The organism is Olleya sp. YS (genome assembly GCF_029760915.1).
Lineage (GTDB): Bacteria > Bacteroidota > Bacteroidia > Flavobacteriales > Flavobacteriaceae > Olleya.
The window spans coordinates 1,990,217-2,009,465 of record NZ_CP121685.1; the positions used below are offsets into that span (position 1 = coordinate 1,990,217).

At 31.1% G+C, this 19,249-nt stretch carries 18 protein-coding genes; 15 read left to right on the forward strand and 3 right to left on the reverse strand.

The window, feature by feature from the left end; translation table 11 throughout:
- Positions 1-307: 307 nt before the first annotated feature.
- The 15 genes from Ollyesu_RS09100 (at position 308) to Ollyesu_RS09170 (ending at position 15,121) form a co-directional block, all read left to right on the forward strand.
- Positions 308-1,525: a site-specific integrase gene (locus Ollyesu_RS09100; protein ID WP_279300911.1), complete on the forward strand. Its 1,218-nt coding sequence runs from the start codon at positions 308-310 to the stop codon at positions 1,523-1,525.
- 11 nt (positions 1,526-1,536) lie between these two features.
- Positions 1,537-2,340 (forward strand): hypothetical protein, encoded by an 804-nt coding sequence (locus tag Ollyesu_RS09105; RefSeq protein ID WP_279300912.1) that lies wholly within the window; start codon positions 1,537-1,539, stop codon positions 2,338-2,340.
- Positions 2,341-2,431: 91 nt separating this feature from the next.
- Positions 2,432-2,716 (forward strand): helix-turn-helix domain-containing protein, encoded by a 285-nt coding sequence (locus Ollyesu_RS09110; protein ID WP_279300913.1) that lies wholly within the window; start codon positions 2,432-2,434, stop codon positions 2,714-2,716.
- Between the two features lie 5 nt (positions 2,717-2,721).
- On the forward strand, positions 2,722-3,621 hold the full coding sequence (locus tag Ollyesu_RS09115; RefSeq protein WP_279300914.1) for a hypothetical protein: 900 nt from the start codon (positions 2,722-2,724) through the stop codon (positions 3,619-3,621).
- Between the two features lie 139 nt (positions 3,622-3,760).
- A complete protein-coding gene (locus tag Ollyesu_RS09120) occupies positions 3,761-4,330 on the forward strand; it encodes a hypothetical protein (protein WP_279300915.1) in 570 nt (189 codons plus the stop codon).
- Positions 4,331-5,158 carry a hypothetical protein gene (locus tag Ollyesu_RS09125; protein WP_279300916.1) on the forward strand — a complete coding sequence of 276 codons (828 nt, stop codon included), beginning with the start codon at positions 4,331-4,333 and terminating at the stop codon, positions 5,156-5,158.
- 75 nt (positions 5,159-5,233) lie between these two features.
- Positions 5,234-5,419 (forward strand): helix-turn-helix transcriptional regulator, encoded by a 186-nt coding sequence (locus tag Ollyesu_RS09130; RefSeq protein ID WP_279300917.1) that lies wholly within the window; start codon positions 5,234-5,236, stop codon positions 5,417-5,419.
- Positions 5,420-5,430: 11 nt separating this feature from the next.
- Positions 5,431-8,178, forward strand: coding sequence for a DNA methyltransferase (locus tag Ollyesu_RS09135; protein ID WP_279300918.1), 2,748 nt, complete (start codon positions 5,431-5,433; stop codon positions 8,176-8,178).
- Between the two features lie 5 nt (positions 8,179-8,183).
- Positions 8,184-10,244 carry a DEAD/DEAH box helicase gene (locus Ollyesu_RS09140; RefSeq protein ID WP_279300919.1) on the forward strand — a complete coding sequence of 687 codons (2,061 nt, stop codon included), beginning with the start codon at positions 8,184-8,186 and terminating at the stop codon, positions 10,242-10,244.
- On the forward strand, positions 10,237-11,445 hold the full coding sequence (locus tag Ollyesu_RS09145) for a GIY-YIG nuclease family protein (protein WP_279300920.1): 1,209 nt from the start codon (positions 10,237-10,239) through the stop codon (positions 11,443-11,445). Before Ollyesu_RS09140 ends, Ollyesu_RS09145 begins: the two co-directional genes overlap by 8 nt.
- 158 nt (positions 11,446-11,603) lie before the next feature.
- On the forward strand, positions 11,604-12,479 hold the full coding sequence (locus tag Ollyesu_RS09150; protein ID WP_279300921.1) for a serine dehydrogenasease: 876 nt from the start codon (positions 11,604-11,606) through the stop codon (positions 12,477-12,479).
- Between the two features lie 2 nt (positions 12,480-12,481).
- On the forward strand, positions 12,482-12,679 hold the full coding sequence (locus Ollyesu_RS09155; protein WP_279300922.1) for a hypothetical protein: 198 nt from the start codon (positions 12,482-12,484) through the stop codon (positions 12,677-12,679).
- A gap of 773 nt (positions 12,680-13,452) precedes the next feature.
- Positions 13,453-13,620: a hypothetical protein gene (locus tag Ollyesu_RS09160; protein WP_279300923.1), complete on the forward strand. Its 168-nt coding sequence runs from the start codon at positions 13,453-13,455 to the stop codon at positions 13,618-13,620.
- Between the two features lie 281 nt (positions 13,621-13,901).
- The gene (locus tag Ollyesu_RS09165; RefSeq protein ID WP_279300924.1) at positions 13,902-14,342 is read left to right on the forward strand and encodes a hypothetical protein; all 441 of its coding nucleotides are present in this window, start codon (positions 13,902-13,904) and stop codon (positions 14,340-14,342) included.
- Between the two features lie 137 nt (positions 14,343-14,479).
- On the forward strand, positions 14,480-15,121 hold the full coding sequence (locus Ollyesu_RS09170; protein WP_116497031.1) for a DUF6266 family protein: 642 nt from the start codon (positions 14,480-14,482) through the stop codon (positions 15,119-15,121).
- A 167-nt stretch (positions 15,122-15,288) separates the two neighbouring features.
- On the opposite strand, the gene Ollyesu_RS09175 is transcribed toward Ollyesu_RS09170, so the two are convergent.
- The 3 genes from Ollyesu_RS09175 to Ollyesu_RS09185 form a co-directional block, all read right to left on the reverse strand.
- Positions 15,289-15,777: a hypothetical protein gene (locus tag Ollyesu_RS09175; protein WP_279300925.1), complete on the reverse strand. Its 489-nt coding sequence runs from the start codon at positions 15,775-15,777 to the stop codon at positions 15,289-15,291.
- A gap of 150 nt (positions 15,778-15,927) precedes the next feature.
- Positions 15,928-16,728 (reverse strand): hypothetical protein, encoded by an 801-nt coding sequence (locus Ollyesu_RS09180; RefSeq protein ID WP_279300926.1) that lies wholly within the window; start codon positions 16,726-16,728, stop codon positions 15,928-15,930.
- A 138-nt stretch (positions 16,729-16,866) separates the two neighbouring features.
- Positions 16,867-19,197, reverse strand: coding sequence for a choice-of-anchor L domain-containing protein (locus Ollyesu_RS09185; RefSeq protein ID WP_279300927.1), 2,331 nt, complete (start codon positions 19,195-19,197; stop codon positions 16,867-16,869).
- Between the last annotated feature and the right edge of the window lie 52 nt (positions 19,198-19,249).

Below are 19,249 nucleotides of genomic sequence, written 5' to 3' on the forward strand. Positions count from 1 at the left end.
ACGGTCTCGTATAACCGTCAGTTACGGGTTAATTAAGTTATTGTTTTCTTTTATTCACTAGCGTTAGCAATTCCGAGTGGATTCGGACTTAGTCGAATCCGCCGTAATTGCGGTTATACATTGTTATATAGTATTATTACTTATTTTCATCAAATTGCCTTTAAACCCTTTATATATAAGGTTTTTGTGTTTTTAGGTAATGCAAAATAAAGCAATAAAATGCTACTAAAAGTTAGGTTTGTTGTACCTATTGTTGTACCTTCGTATTGCGTTGCACCCATTTGCACTGCCTATTAATCAGGGTTTTATGTCTTCAATTAAAGTAGTTTTAAGGAAAAACAAGATAGATAAAGCAGGACTTGCACCGCTTTATTTACGAGTAATCAAAAACAGAAAAACTAAATTCATTTCATTGAGTGTAAAATTGCAACCGAATGAATGGGATGAAGATAAACAAAAAGTCAAGAAGAATCATAAAAGCTCTACAAGATTAAACGCATACATATCCAAAAAGATAGCAGATGCAGAAGGCGAGATTGCAGACCTTGAAAGAAGAAATCAATCTACATCAGCAAGAAGAATAAAAGAAGCTATTAAGGGTAAACCCTTAATTAACTTTTTTGAGTTTGCTTATGATAGATGCGAGAAGCTTAAAGATACTGTCACACTATCTACTTACAGAAGCTATAAAAACAACATAGAAAAGTTTGAAAGGTTTATAGGGCATCGTGAAATAATGTTTGATGATATTACAGCTACAACCTTAAAAGAATACGCATCACATTGCAGTTCTAAATTAGGTAATAATAACACTACTATAAATTATGCGTTTAGAATCCTAAACTTAATGTTTAGAGAAGCCAAGAAAGAAGATTTAATATCCAACGAGCTTGTACCCTTTACCAAGTTTAAAGTAAAGAAAAATAAGACTACAAAACGTTATTTAAACGAAGAACAATTTAAAGCCTTTATCAATTTAGAAGTACCGCAACAGTACAAAGCACAGGTTATTAAAGATATGTTTATTTTTTCTGTTTTTTCTGGAGGGTTGCGTTTTGGAGATGTTATCGAATTACAATGGAAGCATTACGATAGCAAAAATCACAGAATTACAAAGACGATAAGAAAAACGAAAAGACAGCATAGTATTAGAATAGGTCAAAAAGCGGTTGATATTTTAGAGAAATACAGAACCCAAGACCAAAAGCAAAATGATATAATTTTTCCATTTGCTAAAGTTGACGAGTTATATTTTAAAGATAGAGAGCACAGAAGTTTAATAACCAATAGGGCAATTTCATTGAGTAATATGTATTTGAGCAGAATGGGTGAAGAATTAGAACTACCTTTCAATTTATCCTTTCATATTAGCCGACATACATTTGCTACCAGAGCATTAAATAATGGTATGAGAATAGAGCACGTATCTAAATTAATGGATCATTCCGATATTGGTATAACACAAGTGTACGCAAAAATTATTAGTAGTGAGTTGGATAATGCAGTAGATAAATACATCAATTAAAAAAGATGAGTATGTATAATAACTTTCAGAACAATGAACATAAAGACGTTTTTATTGTAGAAGAATTAGAAAAACGTTTAGCAATAGAGGCAGTAGAATACAAACGTAAACTTGATGATGAATGGGAAAAATACACTTTTGACCCAATGTATTTTGATAACTTCATTTCTGGTGACTTATATAATGAGTTTCTAAACTCGCTATTTGAAAGAATCAAGCCATTAAACGACTTTGAAATTAATAAATATCTAACATTATCATTAAATCAATTTAAAACCCATACACCAGAAAAAAGAGCTGAAGCATTTAAACGACTGTATCACGATACGTATTGGTTTCCGAATTATATGGAATACAAAGAAGAAACTTATTTATCAAAATACGCAATGCACGTTTGGAAGCATTATGCAAATCATTTTGAGTTATTTAAAGAAGCTACAACAAATGCTTTAAACGATTTTAAAAGAGGTATTACATCTACCTCTAAAAAAACATCTAAAGAATTAAAGAAAGATTTCAATTCTCTTATTCCTCAAACTAACAAACAAGATTATATTTTGCAGTTACTTGAAGATTTAAGTATAACGCTAAATGGCACTAGTATTTTAACACCAAGAAAAAAAGGTGCATTAAGGGGTGTGATTGAAGCATTAAGAGATAAGATGATAATTCCTAATATTGGTTTGTCAACTTTATGCAATGTTTTTGCCGATAAAATAAATTTAGTATTAAAGTCAGAATTAGATGCATCAACAACTTCTGAAAATTATAAAAAGGAAGCATTACAGTATATAAAAAACAAGCCACTTCACTAAAATACACTTGTTATAAGGGTAATATAAGGGTACTCTTATAGCTACCTATGTTAAAGGCAATATTGCGGTATAATTTTAAAAATATATCGTAATGGAAGCAATAATTTTAAGCACCCAACAGTACAAAGATTTAGTTAGTCGTTTAGACAATTTAAACAAGCAATTAGAGGAAAAACAAAAGAAGCCTCAAGACACATTTTTAGATAATCAGGAGTTTTTGTTATTAATGAATATTAGTAAAAGAACTGCTCAAACTTGGAGAGATGAAGGTGTTATTTCATTTTCACAAATAGGTTCTAAAATCTATTATCGTATGAGTGATGTTCAAAAGCTGTTAGATAATAATTACAGAAAAGCATTTAAAAATAAAAGGTAGTCGCTTTGTATGATACTAGCGTTATAGTACAACAAATAAACAAACTACCAAAAGAAGCTGTTGCCAGAGTCGAAAAACCTTTTTATTGGAATAATTGTTTATGGTCACCAAATTATAATAAGAAGATTGGTGAAATAACTTCTTATGTAGCAAAGCTAAAAAACCTTGATTTAAAATTAAGAGGTTCAGAGCTTACAATAAGTAATAGTTTGCAAAAATTTTATATGAACAATAATTACAAACCATTTAGTTATACAGATGTTGTAAAGGCAGTAGCAGAGTTAGATTCTTACTTTGATTTTGATTTATATGAAGCACAAGTTCAAAGAACGTCGGTAGGGGTTGTAATTAATGATATAGAAGATAATACCTTTAAAAATTGGCTTGAATATAGAGGTAAAAAACCTTTAGTAATGCGTAATAAAACACGTGTTTATGGTGCTCATTTTAAAGCTACAAATTATAATATAAAAGGTTATGATAAAACATATCAAACTAAAAATGAATCTGGTATAACAGTAGATAATAGTTTAATAAGGTTTGAATTAGAAGCGAGTCATAGATATACTAACACAGGTAAAAATGCAATCGGTATTTATATAGTGGCAGATTTGGTAAACAAGATAAAGTTTGATGCATTTGGTGATGAATTATTAAAAGTTTATGACACTATAAAGAAACAGCCAATAATTAACTATCAAGAACTACAACCAAAAGAAATATTATTAATGGGTGCTATGAAGGATAATGCTTGTTTTAATGGTTTGAAAAAACATCATAAAGATTCATTTACCATATACAGAAAAAAGTACGCTAAACTATTAGAAAAGTATGCAGATTTTGAATTAGAAAATAACATAAGAAGTAAAATTTTAGAGCAGATAAATTATTGTAAAAACAACTAATGTTTTAATACTTGTAATATACCTTAAAACAGGGGTAAAATAAATGTAGTTATATAGTATGGATGAAAGTTTAATAAAATTTAGGTTTAGTAATCAAATCTCGATACATTTAACAGTTGAAGTTAACAACGATTTTTTTATGGGTGTTACAAAGAGTTTAAAGGTTAAAGAGGATTATTCATATTATAAGAGACTTTTATCTGAAAGGAAGTCAATTTTTTCAGAAGTAATTGAAATTAATGAAGTTGGTAATAATGCAAACACTTTAGAGTTTCAAGAAGTTATAGAGCAAGAGTTACTAGATTCAAAAATGTTATTCATTGTAAATGTAAAGCTTGATAATTATAAGTTTTTTCAGTTTAAAATAAGGTCTAAAGAATACATTCCTTATCCGTTCTTTAGGTTTGATAGTGATGGTGATACACATAGAAATAGAGTTGATGGTGTTACATTAGTAGAAAATGTAGTAACAACACCTCACTTTCATAAGTTTAATGAAGTAGGTACAGAAATAGCTTATAAAACAGATAAGTTATTAAACGAAAAAGAAGCTAAAGCATTGGAAGATATTAACCTATGTATAGCACATTTTTTTCACGAGGCTAATTTAAGAGTAAAAGAGAATAGTTTCCCTCAAGTTAAAATTTCAAGTAATTCTTTGGGTATTGATTTTTCTAAACCAGATCCCAATGAAAATATAGCATTTTAAATGGAATTAGATAATATAATAAATTCAATAAAAGATAATTTTTCTTCAGTTTGGCAAACAAAACAAAGAGGAGCTTCAATTGAAATAATAACACCCTATGCTACAACTAATGATAGATTTATATCTGTATTTTTAACAAAAAGAGGAGACGAATTTATTATTACAGATGGTGGTTGGGTTAATGGCGGTGTATATGATAATGATATATTTAATGAAGATGGTTGTTTTAATAAAATTCTGTTTCATTATATCAATGCTTTCAATATCAAAGAAACAGTAAATAATAAAGACAGTAATCAGGTATCATTTTATTATGTTAAGACCAATAACTTAATAGATATTCCTTCAAGGGTGTTAGATTTGGCTACTTTTATTCAAAATATTGTTAGTACGTCTTTAATAGAGTTTGTTGATAAGGAAGAGAAGGAAGCGCAAAAAAGATTTGTAACATTAGCTAATGATTATATAAAATCTAACGTACCAATTGAAAAAGTAAAATTCAATACTTTCTTGAATCCAGAGAAAAAAGAATTGAAATTTAATGCGTTGTATTACTATAGTCCTAGTGAAATTACATTACTAAATTACATAACAGGTAGTTCGGTTTCTTATTTTTCAAATAGTATTTTCAAAGCAAATACATTATTTGAAATGGCGGATGAATCCTTGTATAAAAATTATGTACGCAAAAAAATAACAATTTTAGATACTGATGCCAGAGGGTACAAACCTAATAAAATAGGTCATTACCTAATTCATCTTCAGAAACAGACTGGTGCTGTAAATCTTGAGTGGTCTAGCCGAGAGCAATTATTCAATCTTCTATAATTGTAAAAATATAACGCAAAACATTATATTAATATCAAGCAAAACATATATATTTAGTGTTTCAATTTTTCCCTTATGAACCGTATAAAAGAAGTTTTAGAAGAAAAAGGCATAAAACAGGTATGGTTAGCAGATAAGCTAGGTAAAAGCTTTAATACAGTTAATGGTTATGTTCAAAACAGAAACCAACCAAGTTTAGAAGTGTTATATGAAATAGCAAAAATATTAGATGTTAATCCAAAGGAATTATTGATTTCATAAAATAGTATTTAATGAACGCAGTAGAAATAGAAGAAGCAGTATCGGAATTGGCATTAAAGCCTTTTGAAGCAGAGGAATTTCCTTTTTCTTTTTTAGAGGCTTTTGGTAATAAAAGTACGACTATTAAAAAGTTACGTAGTGGTACTTCAAATAAAACAGATGTTAAGGGTGCAATTCTACAGCGTAATAATATCCATATACTTACTAGTAAAAAAGGAAAAGTAACAGAATCTTTAGAGATATTACGTAATAGTCCATCAACACAAAAGAGTAAAGTAGAATTTATCTTAGCTACAGATGGTTTAGATTTTCAAGCCGAAAACATAATAACAGGTGAAACAGTTGTTTGTGAGTACAAAGACTTTCATAATTATTTCGGTTTTTTCCTTTCACTAGCAAATATTACAACAGTAAAACAAATACGTGAAAGCGCATTTGATATTAAAGCTACAAGTCGTTTAAATAAACTTTATGTAGAGTTATTACAACATAATCCAGATTGGGCAACAATAGAACGTCGTCCAGATATGAATCACTTTTTGGCAAGATTAATTTTTTGCTTTTTTGCGGAGGATACGGATATTTTCAAAGACGATAATCTTTTTACAGATACCATTCAAAAAATAAGTGACCCTGATGCTTCAAATACACACGAGGTAATAAGTGAGATTTTTAGAGCAATGGATACAAAGCTCGAAAATCGTGAAAAAGAAAATATCAAAGTTTGGGGTAAAAAGTTTCCTTATGTAAATGGTGAGTTATTTTCTGGTTCTACAGAAGTACCGAAGTTTACTAAAATAGCACGTTCTTATTTATTACACGTAGGTAGTTTAGATTGGAAGCAAATTAACCCAGATATATTTGGGTCAATGATTCAAGCTGTTGCAGACGAAGATGAACGTGGTTCGTTAGGGATGCATTATACTTCTGTACCAAATATTTTAAAAGTATTAAATCCTTTATTTTTAGATGATTTACGAGAGCAATTAGAAAAAGCAGAAGATAACAGTCGTAAACTACTCAATTTACGTAATCGTATGGCACACATACGAGTATTTGACCCTGCTTGTGGTTCAGGTAATTTCCTTGTAATTGCGTATAAAGAAATGCGTAAAATAGAAAATGAGATTAACATTAAACGTGGTGAAATTAATAAAGCAAGTGAAATACCATTAACGAACTTTAGAGGTATTGAATTAAAAGATTTTTCAGCAGAAGTAGCACGTTTGGCATTAATTATTGCAGAATACCAATGTGATGTGTTGTATAGAGGGCAAAGACTTGCTCTTGCGGAATTTCTACCCTTAGATGCTGAAAATTGGATTGTTAAAGGAAATGCATTAACGCTTAATTGGTTATCAGTTTGTCCACCTACAGGAACTGGTGTAAAACTTCAAGGAGACGATTTATTTTCAACACCTTTAAATCAAGCTCAAATTGATTTTGATAATGAAGGTGGGGAAACTTACATCTGTGGTAATCCACCTTATAAAGGTTCAACGTGGCAAACAGCTGAGCAAAAATCAGATGTAAAAGCAATATTTGAAAATAAAACATCTAGTTGGAAATCTTTAGATTATGTTGCTTGTTGGTTTATGAAAGCAGCTGAGTATAGTGAAAAAACTTCTTGCACGACAGCTTTGGTTGCAACTAATTCTATTTGTCAAGGTCAACAAGTTCCTATTCTTTGGCCATTAATTTTTAAAACAGGTCAAAAAATAGTGTTTGCTCACACTTCTTTTAAATGGGCTAATTTAGCAAGTTACAATGCAGGTGTAACGGTTATTATAGTAGGTATTAGTAAGGAAAACCGTATAGAGAAAAAATTATATGATTATAATTCTGATGGACAATTATATGATAAGTCTGTTGCATCAATTAACGCATATTTAGTAGAAGGAGAAAATGTAATCGTAAATAATACAAGAAAACCTTTTGATGAGAATAGTCAAATGGTATGGGGTAATAAACCAACTGATGGAGGACATTTATTACTTTCAAAAGATGAAGTAGAAAAATTAAATCTTAACACAGACCAAAAGGCTCGCTTTATACGAAGATTTTATGGTTCTGCAGAATTTATCAAAGGTATAAGTCGATTTTGTATCTGGATAGAGGATGAGAATCTTGATGAGGCGCAAAGTATTCCTTCAATAGCTAGAAGAATAGAAGGCGTTCGTGAAATGAGGCTTGCTAGTAAGGCTGCTTCTACTAGAAAATATGCAGAGTATTCTTGGAAATTTAGGCAAATACAAGGTTTAGCTAATAAACATTCTATAATTGTTCCTGCTGTAAGTTCAGAGAAACGACCATATTTACCTGTAGGTTTATTGGAGAAAGATGCAATAATATATGCTAAAGCTTTTACCATATATGATGCGCCTTTATGGAATATGGCTTTGATTGCCTCTCGTCTACACTGGGTTTGGATAGGTACGGTTTGTGTCCGTTTAGAAATGAGATTTTCTTATTCAAATACCTTAGGTTGGAATACGTTCCCATTGCCAACCTTAACAAAAAAAAATAAAGAAGACTTAACAGCTTGTGCCGAAGAAATACTAATTGCAAGAGAACGTCATTTCCCAGCAACAATAGCGGACTTATACGACCCAGAAAAAATGCCTAAAGATTTGAGATTAGCGCACGAACGTAATGATGAAGTTTTAGAGCGTATTTATATTGGTCGTAAATTTAAAAATGATACCGAGCGTTTAGAAAAACTATTTGAACTCTACACTAAAATGACTGCCAAAAAATAATAAGAATGAGTAAAGAAAAAAATATACCTACAATTACAGTAAACTATAATAATAACGGTAGTTCCGTTACCTCTAATGAGTTGGGGATGCGTGCTATGCAAGAGTTAGCATATGAAAAACGAGGTGAACAATATCTATTAATTAAATCACCGCCCGCATCTGGTAAAAGTAGAGCGTTAATGTTTATAGCTTTAGATAAACTAAATAATCAAGGTATTAAGCAGGCTATTATTGCAGTACCAGAAAAATCTATTGGTTCAAGTTTTAATAACGAGCCATTATCTAAATATGGATATTATTATGATTGGGTAGTGACACCAAAATGGAATTTATGTAATTCACCAGGAGAAGATGGCGGTAAAGTAAATTCAGTCAAAGCTTTTCTGGAAAGTGAAGATAAAGTTTTAGTTTGTACACACGCTACATTTCGCTTTGCAGTAGAACGTTTTGGTGTTGAAATTTTTGATGATAGATTAATTGCAATAGACGAGTTTCATCACGTTAGTGCTAATGATAATAATGTATTAGGTTCTCAACTTAAAGATTTTATAGAAAGAGATAAAGTACATATTGTAGCTATGACTGGTTCTTATTTTAGAGGCGATGCTAACCCTGTTTTAATGCCTGATGATGAATTGAAATTTGAACCAGTAACCTATACCTATTATGAGCAATTAAGTGGTTATGAGCATTTAAAAACTTTAAATATTGGCTATTATTTTTATAGTGGAGCTTATACAGACGACCTAACAAAAGTTTTAAATCCAGATGAAAAAACAATCATTCATATTCCAAATGTCAATTCTAGGGAAAGTATTGGAGGTACTAGATTTAAACATCAAGAGGTAGATAATATTTTAAATGAATTAGGAGAATGGCAAGGTATTGAAGAAGCTACTGGTTTTCATATTGTAAAAACAAATTCAGGTAAAATCATAAAAATAGCAGACCTTGTAAATGATGATGCTTCTAAACGACCTTTAGTGCAAGCAGCATTGAAAATGCCAGAAATTAAAACGAATCGAGACCACGTAGATATTATTATAGCTTTAGGTATGGCAAAAGAAGGTTTTGATTGGATTTGGTGCGAACACGCTTTAACAATAGGGTATCGTTCTAGTTTAACAGAAATTGTTCAAATTATAGGTAGAGCAACTCGTGACGCCCCAAATAAAACACAAGCAAGATTCACTAATTTAATAGCAGAGGTAGATGCTTCTGAAGATTCTGTGACAGATGCTGTAAATGATACGCTAAAAGCTATTTCAGCGAGTTTATTAATGGAACAAGTTCTAGCACCAAAATTCAATTTCACACCTAAAAATCCTCAAAGTAAAGAACAAGAAGGCTATGATTATGGTGAAGGTGGTTATGACCCTAACAAGGAGAATGTTGGATGGAATGAAGAAAAAGGCGAATTTCAAGTTGAAATTAAAGGTTTAGCAATGCCAGAAAGTGAAGATGCAAAACGTATATGTAAAGAAGATTTAAACGAGGTAATTGCAGCTTTTGCGCAAGATAAAGATTCAATTGGTAGAGGGTTGTTTGATGAAGAATTAGTGCCACAAGAATTAACTCAAGTACGTTTAGGTAAAATTATTAAAGAGAAGTATCCAGAAATTGATGATGAAGATATTGAGGCTATTAGACAGCACGCTATAGCAGCTCTTAATATTACTCAAATGGCGAAGCAATCTATAAATAATGAAGAGAATGATAATATTAAAGCAAATACAGCTTTAATTGATGGTATTAGAAAATTTGCTATGGATGTTAGAGATTTAGATGTAGATTGGATTGATAGTATAAATCCATTTAGTGAAGCATACTCAATCCTTTCAAAAGCAATGACAGAAAAAAGCTTAAAAGCAATGGCTGAAGTTATATCTGGGAAAAAGCCTAATATTAATCTTGAAGAAGCTAGAGAATTGGCTAAACGAGCTTTAAAGTTTAAAAATGAACGAGGGAGATTGCCAGATATTAAATCAGCAGATCCTTGGGAGCAACGTATGGCACAAGGTATTGCATATTTAGCTAGAAAAAAATCAGAAGAACAAAATGGCTAAAAAAGATAAATTTACAGCTGAAGACGATGAGTTATTAGCAGCTTTAGGTGTAGAGGTAGAAGTAAAAAAGAAAACTACTTTTACAGCTTCAGAAGAGCGTGTTATTGCAGGTTTTGAAGAAATTCAAAAATTTGTTGATGAACATAATCGTCTACCACGTCACGGAGAAGAAAATGATATTTTTGAAAGATTATATGCTGTTAGATTAGAAAAAATTAAAGAAAAGCAAGAGTTTGTAGATTTGCTTAAAGAGTTTGATAATCAGAATATTTTATCTGGAGAAATAATAAACACAGTTGATGTTCCAAGTGATATTGATGATGATGAATTATTAAATCTTCTAGGTGTTGAAGAAGAAGAAAATTCAATAACTAATCTTAAGCACGTTAAAACAAGAGCAGAAAAAAGAGCTGTTGAAGAATTTGCAAATAGAACAATTTGTGAAGACTTTGAGAAGTTTAAGCCACTATTTGAAAAGACAAAAAAAGAAATAGAAAACGGCTTTAGAGAAACTGTCCGTTTTAGAAAGGATTCTGGTTTTACAAAAACCTTAATTCAAGAAAAGCTATTTGTAATCATAAGAGGGCAAATGGCTTATATTGCAAATAAAGGTGAAATTTTTCAAGCACCAAACGGCGAAGAAGATGCGCGTTTAAGAGTAATTTACGATAATGGTACAGAAAACGATTTATTACAGCGTTCACTTATAAGAGCAATGTATAAAGATGAAACAAGTCGTTTTGTAACAACACCAGGTTTGGGTCCTTTGTTTTCAGATGAATTAGAAAGTGATGATTTAGAAAGTGGTATTATTTATGTTTTAAGGTCAAATTCTAACAATCCTTTGATTATTGAAAATAGAGACGTGTTTCATAAAATTGGGGTTACAGGAAATGATATTAATAAGCGTATAGTAAATGCAAAGAACGACCCTACTTTTTTAATGGCAGATGTTGAGGTTATTGCAACTTATAAATTAGCAAATATCAAACGACATAAATTAGAAAATCTAATACAATCTTTCTTTAAAAACGCAAAGTTAGATATTGATATTAAAGACCGTTTTGGTAAGCCAGTAAACCCAAAAGAATGGTTTTTAGTACCTATTTTTATAATCGATGAAGTTGTAGAGAAAATAAAAGACGGTACAATTGAAGATTATTATTATGATGTTAAATCAGCTAGTTTAAAAAAGTATTGATTTACAAAAGATTTTAAAAAACACATCAGAAGAAATCGTAAAACATTTTGTCAATTCTTCATTAAAGAAATAGAAGATATAGTACACCATATTTGCGATGATTTTGAGAAAACAGTTTAATTAACAATTTATCTTAAACAAAAAAATAAAAGCATTATATGAAGCCACCAGTTGATGATTCAATAAAGAAAATATTAAGTGATAAATTAAATGATTTATCAAATTTATTAGATGCAGACATCTTTACTTATTATGGTCAAATAATAGATGGTAATGAAAGCATCATATTAAAGATTATAGAGGATTTAGCTTCTTCAGAACATAAGAAAGATAAATTATTTGTTGTATTAACAACTGGTGGTGGGAGTGCAATTGCAGTAGAACGCTATGTAAATATAATGCGACATCATTATAAAGAAGTTAATTTTATAATACCAGATTATGCTTTTAGTGCAGGTACTATTTTTTGTATGAGTGGTGATAATATATATATGGATTATTTTTCTGTACTTGGTCCAATAGATCCTCAAGTACAAAATAAAGAAGGTAACTGGGTTGCAGCACTAGGTTATTTAGATAAAGTAAACGAGTTAATTGAAAAAGCTCAAAATGATAGTTTGACACAAGCTGAATTTATCATATTAAAGGATTTTGATTTAGCAGAACTTAAAGGATATGAACAAGCTAAAGAATTAACAATTTCACTTTTAAAAAAATGGTTAGTTAAATATAAATTTAAAAATTGGGAAAAGCATCAAACTAATCCAGTATTAATTGGTCAAGATGTAACAATAGAAGAAAAAGAAGCTAGAGCAGAGGAAATTGCAGATATTTTAAGTAATAATAACGAATGGAAGTCCCACGGTAGACCTATTAATATTGAAACTTTAGAAGAAAAACTACGGTTGAAAATAGAGGATTATAGTAATAATGAGCCTTTAAGGTCTTTGATTCGTCAATACTATGATTTACTTTCAGATTATGTTAAATCGAATAAATTACCTATTTTTGTTCAAACCAAATTATTTATATAAATATGTTGACTTCTGATAAATTAGATAAAGTTCTTAAGGGTAACAAAATTAATTCTTCAGAGATTTCTAATGTGAAAAAATATATTGAGGCTTCAAGAATTTATGATTCTTTGGTTAGTTCTGGTGTAGCTAAACCGAGAGGTAATAATTTAATGCCTAAAGAAAAAGCATTTAGTTCTAATATTACTTTTAACAGATAATTCCCCACAAAATAAAACCCAGTTTTTTCGTACCTCAAAATCCTCTGTCTTTTATTTTGTTCCGCTCGCCAACGCGCTTGTAGTTTTTGGTTGCCAACCCTCACACAGCACATTACTTGTTTTATTTAAACTATTATATTTTTATAAATAGGCACAATAAAAAAGTAAAGAGCTGTTGCCAACGCTCACACCAAAAACTACCCAAAGCTATGTTTACATAATACAAGTTATAGTAGCAAACGGCACTTTTCAATGGTTTGCTATCGCAGTGTTAATGCATTTTGTAGCTATAACTGGTATTATGTAAAATATCCGCTATTCCAACGCGCAATTCCGAACATTAAACCACATTTTGAACTAACATTAAACATCAGTACATTTTAAGGTTTCCGTTAATTGATAATAATATTCGTTATCTCATTCAAGCTGCACAAAACCATCGTTAAGTCCAAGTATTCCTTACCTCAAGTCTTTGTTTGTTTCATTTCGTTAACAAATACCATAGTCCACTTTTCCCCACCACCCAAGTCAGCGGTTATAAAAAAATAGGTTTATAAAGTGTAGTACTACGCCATAGCACATTACTTTTTATCGTGCCTCAAAAAAGCAATAAGCTATTGTCTAAAAGTCCTGTATAAGTAGCTTGTTTAAATGCTGTTTTATCAAACAACTATTTAAAACGCTACCCATACAAACGCTTAATCCAACGCTCAATACGGTACTAAAACCTATTTTTTTAAGTGTTAATTCCCCAAAAAAGTTAAATTTATACTATGAAAAAAATGATTGAAGATTTATTTGATTTATTCTTTCCACACGATTTAGATGAAAACGGTAATAAAATCGAAATTCCTGAAAGTGATGATTCTTTTGGTACTAAACTTTTCACAATCATTATGCTTGTTATAATAGTTATATTGGCAGGTATAACATTAAATTAATAAAAGATAGCAAATATATGTGGCTTCCTACAGCCCACGCTTTAAGGCTATAAAGCTCAAGCCTACGGTTTTTTAAAAAACTTTTTATTAGTACTGCAAAACAACTTTTGGCTTTAATTAATGCAATTTCCTTTTCAATAAAATTTTTCAAAAACTTTTTTAAAAAAAGCTTGACAGCCTTACCCACGCCACAAAGCGAAAGGCTTTCTTTTTTTAATTTTTTTCTTTTTCATTTTCAAAAAAAATATGTGTGAGCGTAGCGAACTTTTAATTGGATAGCTATGCCTTATTTTGAAATGAAAACACACCAAATCGGAAGAACCTACTCGAACCCTCATTTTTTTATCCTAAACAAAGGACTTAACAGCGGAAAACCGCTTTCAAATCCTTGTCCTAACTGTTTTGTAGTAATCACAAAAACCGAAACAGATAAAAACACACTTTTTCATTTATCTATGATGTTGCAAATAGGCGGTTTTTACGCTTATTATTTAAAAGGTAGTGTTATTCCGTTTATTTCTCTAGATGATTGCAGAAACACGCTTAAAAAAGGTTTAAAATCTACTTCAAATATAAACGACCAGATGCAAAAACATATTAAAGCGGTTGAGGTTATCAGTAAAAAAGAAAAAGAGCTTCAAAATGTCATTGATAAAATGGCAGTTTTAAAAGTTGCATACATTCGTAATTGTTTCAAATTAATGCAAACAAATGAAGCTTGATGCAAAGGCATCGTAACGCCCTAAAACAGTAACACAATGGCATTATTTTCGTTATATTTATAGTGAAATAAAGGTTTTAAAGCAATATAAAGTCCGTACCAAATCCAAAGGAGTTTAATTTTAAATTGTTTTATATTATGGGAAAGATTTCTCAAGGAATTTTAGGCGGATTATCTGGAAAAGTAGGTAACGTAATTGGTGGTAGTTGGAAAGGTATTGACTACATCAGAATTAAGCCATCAAGCGTGGCGAATCCTCGAACAGAGGGGCAAGTAAACCAACGTAATAAATTTACGGTTACATTGGAATATTTACAGCCAAACAAAGAGTTTTTAAAAGTTGGTTACAAGTCTTTTGCGACAAAGAAAACCGAATTTAATGCTGCAATGTCTTATGTATTAAATAATGCAGTAGGAGGGATTGCGCCTAACTTCACAATCGATTATTCTTTAGCTTTATTGAGTAGAGGTTCTTTATCTGGAGTGTTAAACGGTACTACTGACTTAACAACACCAGGACAAGTGGATTTTGGTTGGGGTGATAACTCGGCAGAGGGTAACGCAAATGCAACAGATAAAGCAATGTTGTTAGTTTACAATCCAAGTAAAAAAGAATCTGTTTATATTTTAGATGGTGCAGACAGAACAGCAGGTTCTCAATCGGTAACAATTCCAAACACCTATGCAGGAGACACAGTAGAGCTATTTATGGCGTTTGTTTCTGCTGATGGTAGTCAAGTATCAAATAGTGTGTATTTAGGCTCTGGTACGGCTGCTTAATAACTTTAAGTTTAAATACATTTTATAAACCGTTTCTATTAATTTAGAAGCGGTTTTTTTATGCCTTTAGATTACTTCTAATTATTGGTTAAAATGTTATACCTATGTTGTACCCTTTTTTAATTAATCTTTTAAAACCCTTTATTTATAAGGGTTAATTGAGTTAATTAATATAATACATTGTTGTAAACAGTTATTTTTTCAGCGATATATTTTTCAATCAGTTCTTTGTCTGCTTTATTTTTTAAAATTAATAATTCATTGTTTTTATGTGTCCGATAATTCATTAAGAACTTAGTTTTTCCGCTCCGAGTTAATTCCGAGTATTCAAATCGGTTTGGGTCAAACTTTTCACTTATCAATTCCGTTTTTTGAGTTCGGTCGAGTATTTTTTTCAATCGAATTAATTTTCCGTTTTTCTCGTCTATTTTTAATTCCGAGTAGTAAATCCAAGAAGCAAATCGGTAAATGGTGTATCCGATTAAAGTCAAAATCGCAACAAAAATTCCGATTCCAATTCCGAGAAACCAAATCAGGAATATGAATGAAGTAGAAGTCCAAATCAATAGTTCTTTCCAGTTAAATGGAATTCTATCGCTCAGTGTGTGAACGTGTCCATTTTTGGAAATTCTGAAGTAGTCTTCACGTTCGTTCATAATTGTTTACAACGGTTTCGTGTATGATTGGTTACGGAAAAGGACGCGAGTCATTTTCCGATTAGTGACTAAGTTAATTAATTGGTGTGAATTTCCGATTAGGAAATTCGTAGTAATTAATTATACACGTTGTTGCCAGCAGTTTTCATTTCAGACTGCAATTATATAAATGTCATCTTTGTATATTTCTATTTCAAAGTTTTCTCCAGTTTTTGTGTCAAACCATCTGTCATCACTTATTTTAGTCATTCGTTCATTTAGTGTTTCTTTTACATTTTCCAAAAAATGTTCGGTGTAATGAAGTTTTTGACAATATAAATATCCTTTTCCTTTTTTGTAATCAGGATTTTCTTTTTGAAAATCAATAAAGTCAGTATAAATTCCTAATGAATTTGGTGCACCAATTAAAAGAGTTTTTACTTCGTCAAAATGTTCTTTAATTTCAAGAAAGTCAATTTTTTTCATTCGGTCAATACTTTCCTTTATCGTATCTCCTTTATTGTCAATTTTGTAATAATATCTATAAGTTTCTGAATTTCGGTCAAGCAATGAAATCAGTACTTTCAATGATTTAAAATATCTATTAAATTCCTCTTTTTCTTCGTTGTCAGCTTTTACTTTTTTATGTAATTTGTTGTAACCAGATTTAAACTCTTCTGATAGACTTTTCAAATCGTGACTTTTTTTAAGTAAAATCCAATTCTTAAATTTCGATAGAAGACTTGATTCGTGATATTGTTTGAAAAATTTAATATTCTCTTTGAGTCCTAATTCAATTGCGTGAGATAATGTAAACAGAGTAGGTAATGAAATCTCATCAAATCTTCTTTTTGTCTTTGGATATTCCTCAAAAATAAATTCAAATAATCGTTCGTATTGTCCCCAAATTTGAATATCTCCACTTGAATAACCAACCCAAGCTATATATCTATCTCTTTCTATTCTGTTCATTCTGTGGCTTGGTTCAAATTGCTGCCAACTCGTTATATAGTAAGTTTTATTGTCTATATCCCGTAAATATTTCAGGATATGGACACTTTTATAGTGTTGATATCCCGAATATAATTATTTTAATTTATTTAAATAAATTTATCTAACCAAACTAAAATGTCCACGATAGGTTTGTCCGTTAGGTCGTGTCACGAAGTACCAATAGTCGTTAGTTGGTAACGGGTTACCTTGTAGTGTCCCATTCCAACCTTCAGTTTCTGGGTTAATTTGGTGTAAGAATTTACCAAATCGATCAAATATTTTAATGTCTAAATTGGCATTGAATTGGGCAGTCATTCCTTTTGGTTTCCAATATTGGTTATAGGTATCTCCATTTGGTGTAAAGAATTGAGGAAATCCTAAAATAGCAATGGTCTGTTCCGTTTGTCCGCAACCCTCCAAATCTCTGACATAAACAGTATGTAATCCTGGTGCTACATTGGTAAATATATTTGAAGGCTGAAAACTAGCGTTGTCCAATGCATATTCTACCTCTAGCGTGTTAGAGACGTTAACGGTTACCGTATTGTTAGTGGTTAGTTCTGTAAAGTCTATGCTGTCTATTATTGGTGCTTCTATTGAGATGATAGTTATATCTCTTGTATTAGAGCAACCGTTTGGGTCTGTAATAATAACCGTGTAGGTTCCAATTTGGTTTACTTCGATAAAGGAGGTGTTAACACCTGTATCTGTTCCGTTAAGTAACCATTGGTAGTAATAATTACTTGGTGAATCGTTTAAAACGCCACCTACTAACGTTAGGGTTTCTGGATAATTATTTAGGCAATACTCAATGGTTTCGTTGTCTAAAATGTCTGGTGTATATAATACGCTTAAATTAACTTCGGTAATGGCGTAACAGTCAGAACTATTGGTGGTGACTTGCGCAATAATAGTTTGTAGGTTTGCTATTGTAGACTCAAAATTTGTTGGCAACGGATTGCTTTCCGAAAAAGCGTCGTCTGCATTTAGATAATAATAAATGTTGGCATCTGCTGGAACTAAAGGTATGATTTGCACAGTGACTTGGTCCAAATTAAAACTTGTAATACCATCAATTGGATTGTTGTCACAGGCTTCTAAGTTATAGACTGGTAAGCTATTATTAGAGATTTGTAAAGTAATTTCTGAAATAGTTGTACAACCAGTTTGACCATTTTCTATTAATGCAAACACCGTTTGATTAGTAGAGGTGTTTTGAAAATATTCTGGTGTTGCTATCGCGTTTTGTTGCTGCTGCGCATCTGTTTGTGACTGAAAAAATCCAACAATGGATAGATTTGGGTCTCCTGAGGTGATGTCTAAATCGGCATCAAAAAGATTAAATTGTGTGATTCCGTCTTGCTCTAAATCGCAAGCAGTTAACGTGGTGTTTGGTGTTGTAAAAGGTGCAAACGCTTCGATAATAATGTCTCCATAACTAATACAACCATTAGCTAAAGTGACTTCTACATTATACGTTCCAGGATTATCTACGTCTAGGATTGGATTGGTTTCTGTAGGCAATAATACTCCGTTTTCAAACCAAGCATAACTGTTGTTTTCTGCTTGTGTGGCATCTAGTTGAATGGTCTGGTTTGGACACAACGCGTTGTTGGTACTTTCTAATAAATTAGGTCCCAAATCTGTAGTAAACTCAAAACTTCCAGCTTCTAAAAAGACCGCAGAATCATAACGATAGTTAAACTCGTCTGCAATTACTAATTTAACTTCGTAAGTTGTATTAGGTGTTGTGTTTGCTACAGCCGACAAGACTTTTGTTTGTCCATTAAAGTTAATTGGAGCTGTATTGTTGTTCCAACTTTCAAAATAAAACTCGTTTTCTGCTTGGCAACCTCCAAGAATTTCTGGATGCACAGTAGTGACTTTTACAGGAGTTTGTGTGTTAGGTACTAATGCAATATTTTCATATTGTTGTTGCCCACTTTCGCGAATTAAAAAACCAAATAAATCTGAAAATTGACACGTGTTTGGATTGCCTTCTTGATATTCTTCTGAAGCAAATATATAGTTGAAACTAATTTGTGTAGCAGTAGAGGTAAACTGAAACTCGATTATAGTAGCATTAAACGTATCACTTTCATTTAAAATGGTTTCTAAATCTTGGTCTCCAGACCAATTTGGCGCATCATCGTCACTTAAAGACGTGTTGGGACCATTAACATTAGTTAATCGACCTGTACTTAAAACCACACCACTTTGAAACGGAAAGGTAGTTCCTGTCGCATCAAAATAACCATAACTTTGGTCTGCACCACCAAAATTTCCGCCAACGACATTGGTGACTTGTACATTGGTTATACAATTGCTATCTATTAAAATATCCTCTATAAGTTGTTGTGGAGTATAGGTTTGTGAGTCGGTAACTACATTTTGTGCAGTTACCATACTTGTCCATAAAAAAAGAAAAATAATAATTGCTTTTTGCATACCAATTTTACTGGTTTGCAAAGGTAAGTAACAATTATTTTTTTAATGAATA

What these genes read in the sequence shown, in the direction of transcription:
- Ollyesu_RS09100 (WP_279300911.1), top strand. Translation starts at nt 308, where the DNA reads ATGTCTTCAATTAAAGTAGTTTTAAGGAAAAACAAGATAGATAAAGCA.
- Ollyesu_RS09105 (WP_279300912.1), top strand. Translation starts at nt 1,537, where the DNA reads ATGTATAATAACTTTCAGAACAATGAACATAAAGACGTTTTTATTGTA.
- Ollyesu_RS09110 (WP_279300913.1), top strand. Translation starts at nt 2,432, where the DNA reads ATGGAAGCAATAATTTTAAGCACCCAACAGTACAAAGATTTAGTTAGT.
- Ollyesu_RS09120 (WP_279300915.1), top strand. Translation starts at nt 3,761, where the DNA reads ATGGGTGTTACAAAGAGTTTAAAGGTTAAAGAGGATTATTCATATTAT.
- Ollyesu_RS09125 (WP_279300916.1), top strand. Translation starts at nt 4,331, where the DNA reads ATGGAATTAGATAATATAATAAATTCAATAAAAGATAATTTTTCTTCA.
- Ollyesu_RS09130 (WP_279300917.1), top strand. Translation starts at nt 5,234, where the DNA reads ATGAACCGTATAAAAGAAGTTTTAGAAGAAAAAGGCATAAAACAGGTA.
- Ollyesu_RS09135 (WP_279300918.1), top strand. Translation starts at nt 5,431, where the DNA reads ATGAACGCAGTAGAAATAGAAGAAGCAGTATCGGAATTGGCATTAAAG.
- Ollyesu_RS09140 (WP_279300919.1), top strand. Translation starts at nt 8,184, where the DNA reads ATGAGTAAAGAAAAAAATATACCTACAATTACAGTAAACTATAATAAT.
- Ollyesu_RS09145 (WP_279300920.1), top strand. Translation starts at nt 10,237, where the DNA reads ATGGCTAAAAAAGATAAATTTACAGCTGAAGACGATGAGTTATTAGCA.
- Ollyesu_RS09150 (WP_279300921.1), top strand. Translation starts at nt 11,604, where the DNA reads ATGAAGCCACCAGTTGATGATTCAATAAAGAAAATATTAAGTGATAAA.
- Ollyesu_RS09155 (WP_279300922.1), top strand. Translation starts at nt 12,482, where the DNA reads ATGTTGACTTCTGATAAATTAGATAAAGTTCTTAAGGGTAACAAAATT.
- Ollyesu_RS09160 (WP_279300923.1), top strand. Translation starts at nt 13,453, where the DNA reads ATGAAAAAAATGATTGAAGATTTATTTGATTTATTCTTTCCACACGAT.
- Ollyesu_RS09165 (WP_279300924.1), top strand. Translation starts at nt 13,902, where the DNA reads ATGCCTTATTTTGAAATGAAAACACACCAAATCGGAAGAACCTACTCG.
- Ollyesu_RS09170 (WP_116497031.1), top strand. Translation starts at nt 14,480, where the DNA reads ATGGGAAAGATTTCTCAAGGAATTTTAGGCGGATTATCTGGAAAAGTA.
- Ollyesu_RS09175 (WP_279300925.1), bottom strand. Translation starts at nt 15,777, where the DNA reads ATGAACGAACGTGAAGACTACTTCAGAATTTCCAAAAATGGACACGTT.
- Ollyesu_RS09180 (WP_279300926.1), bottom strand. Translation starts at nt 16,728, where the DNA reads ATGAACAGAATAGAAAGAGATAGATATATAGCTTGGGTTGGTTATTCA.
- Ollyesu_RS09185 (WP_279300927.1), bottom strand. Translation starts at nt 19,197, where the DNA reads ATGCAAAAAGCAATTATTATTTTTCTTTTTTTATGGACAAGTATGGTA.